Origin of the sequence: Streptomyces hygroscopicus subsp. hygroscopicus, from assembly GCF_001553455.1 — a bacterium.
GTDB classification, from domain to species: Bacteria; Actinomycetota; Actinomycetes; order Streptomycetales; family Streptomycetaceae; genus Streptomyces; species Streptomyces hygroscopicus.
Genome location: NZ_BBOX01000639.1, coordinates 1 through 2183, shown reverse-complemented (window position 1 = coordinate 2183; position 2183 = coordinate 1). Strand labels below are relative to the sequence as shown.

The 2183-nt window shown below is 65.0% G+C and carries 2 protein-coding genes; both read left to right on the top strand.

Translation table 11 applies throughout. The annotated features are described in order from the left end of the window. Positions 1-89 precede the first annotated feature (89 nt). A complete protein-coding gene (locus tag AXW62_RS39570; protein ID WP_079106142.1) occupies positions 90-965 on the top strand; it encodes an alpha/beta fold hydrolase in 876 nt (291 codons plus the stop codon). A 73-nt stretch (positions 966-1038) separates the two neighbouring features. Then, positions 1039-2172, top strand: a complete 1134-nt coding sequence (locus AXW62_RS39565) for an IS630 family transposase (protein ID WP_174556490.1) — start codon at positions 1039-1041, stop codon at positions 2170-2172. Positions 2173-2183: the final 11 nt, after the last annotated feature.

Sequence of the window (2183 nt, the reverse complement as noted above, 5' to 3'; positions counted from 1 at the left end):
CTAGTGCCGCATCAGACAACGTTTGCCCTGTTCGAGGCCATGGTGAAAGTCGGGTGCGGGACATCCTGTCTATGACCATGATGTTGATCATGACTGGATACACCGATGTTCCTGCCCGGCTGGGTCAGAGTGCTCTGTCTGATGGGCGGCTGCTTGGCTGGGCCGAGTGGGGGCCGTTGGACGGGGCGCCTGTTTTGTTGTGTCCTGGTGCGGCTACGAGCCGGTGGCTCGGATTCGGCGCAGGCGTTGTTGAGGCGCTCGGAGTGCGTCTTGTCTCTGTGGATCGTCCGGGGCTTGGTGTCTCGACGCCCGCCCCTGGGCGGACCTTCGCTGACTTCGCTGGAGATATGCGCCAACTCTGTGTGCAGCGGGGTCTGGGGCAACCTGTTGTGGTCGGGAATTCGCAGGGTGCACCATTCGCTCTCGCCTGTGCTGCGGAGGGGGTCGCCTCGGCACTGGCTGTCGTCTCCGGTGCGGACGAGGTCGCCAGGCCGGAGTTCGCTGCAGCTCTGAACGTGGACCTGCGTGGACTCGTCGAGCGGGCTGCGTGCGACCCGGCTGGCGCCGAGGAGTTTTTCGCTGGCTTCACTGCGGATGCAATGTGGGACATGGTCATGGCCGCGAGCCCAGGGTGTGACCTTGCCGTGTACCAGCATCCTGATTTCGCGGCTGGTTACCGCAGGGCCTTGGACGAGGGATTTGCTCAAGGTGCCGCTGGCTACGCTCGTGACACGGTCCTGGCGATGGGGCGGTGGCCGTTCGCCCTCGACGAGATCACTGTCCCTGTCGATATCTGGCATGGCGAGCAGGACACCAGCCACTCGCCCGATAACGGGGCACTGCTTGCTGCCCGTGTGCCCGGTGCTCGTCATCATGTCGTGCCGGGGATCGGCGGTGCCCTGCTGTGGACTCATGCCGAGTCGATCCTCACATGCCTCCTTGAAAAGACCATCACCGGCCAGTAGATGTTCGGTTCGTGGCCGTGCCGGGGCGCGAGGCGTGCGCGTGCCGGACAGCGATCTGCGTCAAGCTGTGCGGGTGGCTGAACGTGTGCAGGTCCGGGAGATTGATGACGACGAGGGCAGGCGGTTGCTGCGGATCATCCGCAGAGGCACGGGGTCGGTGGTGACCTGGCGGCGGGCCCAGATGGTGCTGCTGTCCGCGCAGGGCATGCCCGTGGCGAAGATCGCCGAGGTGACGTTCACGAGCACGGACCGGGTCCGGGATGTGATCCACAACTTCAACGCGGACGGCTTCGACTCGCTCTACCCGAAATACAAGGGCGGCCGGCCCAGAACCTTCACCCTCCCGGAACGCCGGGAGATCAAGAAGATCGCCAAGTCCAAGCCGGCCGAGCACGGCCTGCCGTTTTCGACCTGGAGTCTGGCCAAGCTGGCCGACTTCCTGGTCGCCGAGGGGGTGGTCGACGACATCAGCCACGAGGGCCTTCGGGTCCTGCTCCGCGAGGAGGGCATGTCGTTTCAACGTGTGAAGACCTGGAAGACCTCCCGAGATCCGGACTACGCGGCCAAGAAGGCGCGGGTCGAGCATCTCTATGCGATCGCCGACGGCGAGGTGATACCCGAGGACGGCGAGCCGGAAGTTGTTTTGTGTCTGGACGAGTTCGGGCCGCTGAATCTCCAGCCCCACCCGGGGCGGCAATGGGCCGAGCGCGGCGGGAAGCACAAGGACCCAGCCCGCGAGCCCAGGCCCCGCCGCCGCGCGACCTACACCCGGCCTCATGGGGTCCGGCACCTGTTCGCCGCCTACGACCTTGCCCGGGACAAGCTCTACGGCCACATCAAGCCGAGGAAGAACCGCACGAGGTTCCTGGAGTTCTGCCGTTACCTGCGCAGCCTCTACCCGCCCAAGCTCCGCATCGCGATCGTGCTCGACAACTTCTCCCCGCACCTCACCACGAAGAAGGACACCCGGGTCGGCGACTGGGCCGCAGCCAACAACGTCGAGCTCGCCTACACACCGACCAACAGCTCCTGGCTGAACCGCATCGAGGCACAGTTCACCGCCCTGCGCTACTTCACGCTGGACGCCACCGATCATGCCAGCCACAAGGAGCAAGGCAGCATGATCCGCCGCTACATCATCTGGCGGAACAAGCACGCAACCGACGAACGCCTCCGCAAGGTCGTGAACAGGGCGAACATTGCCTGATGCGGCACTAG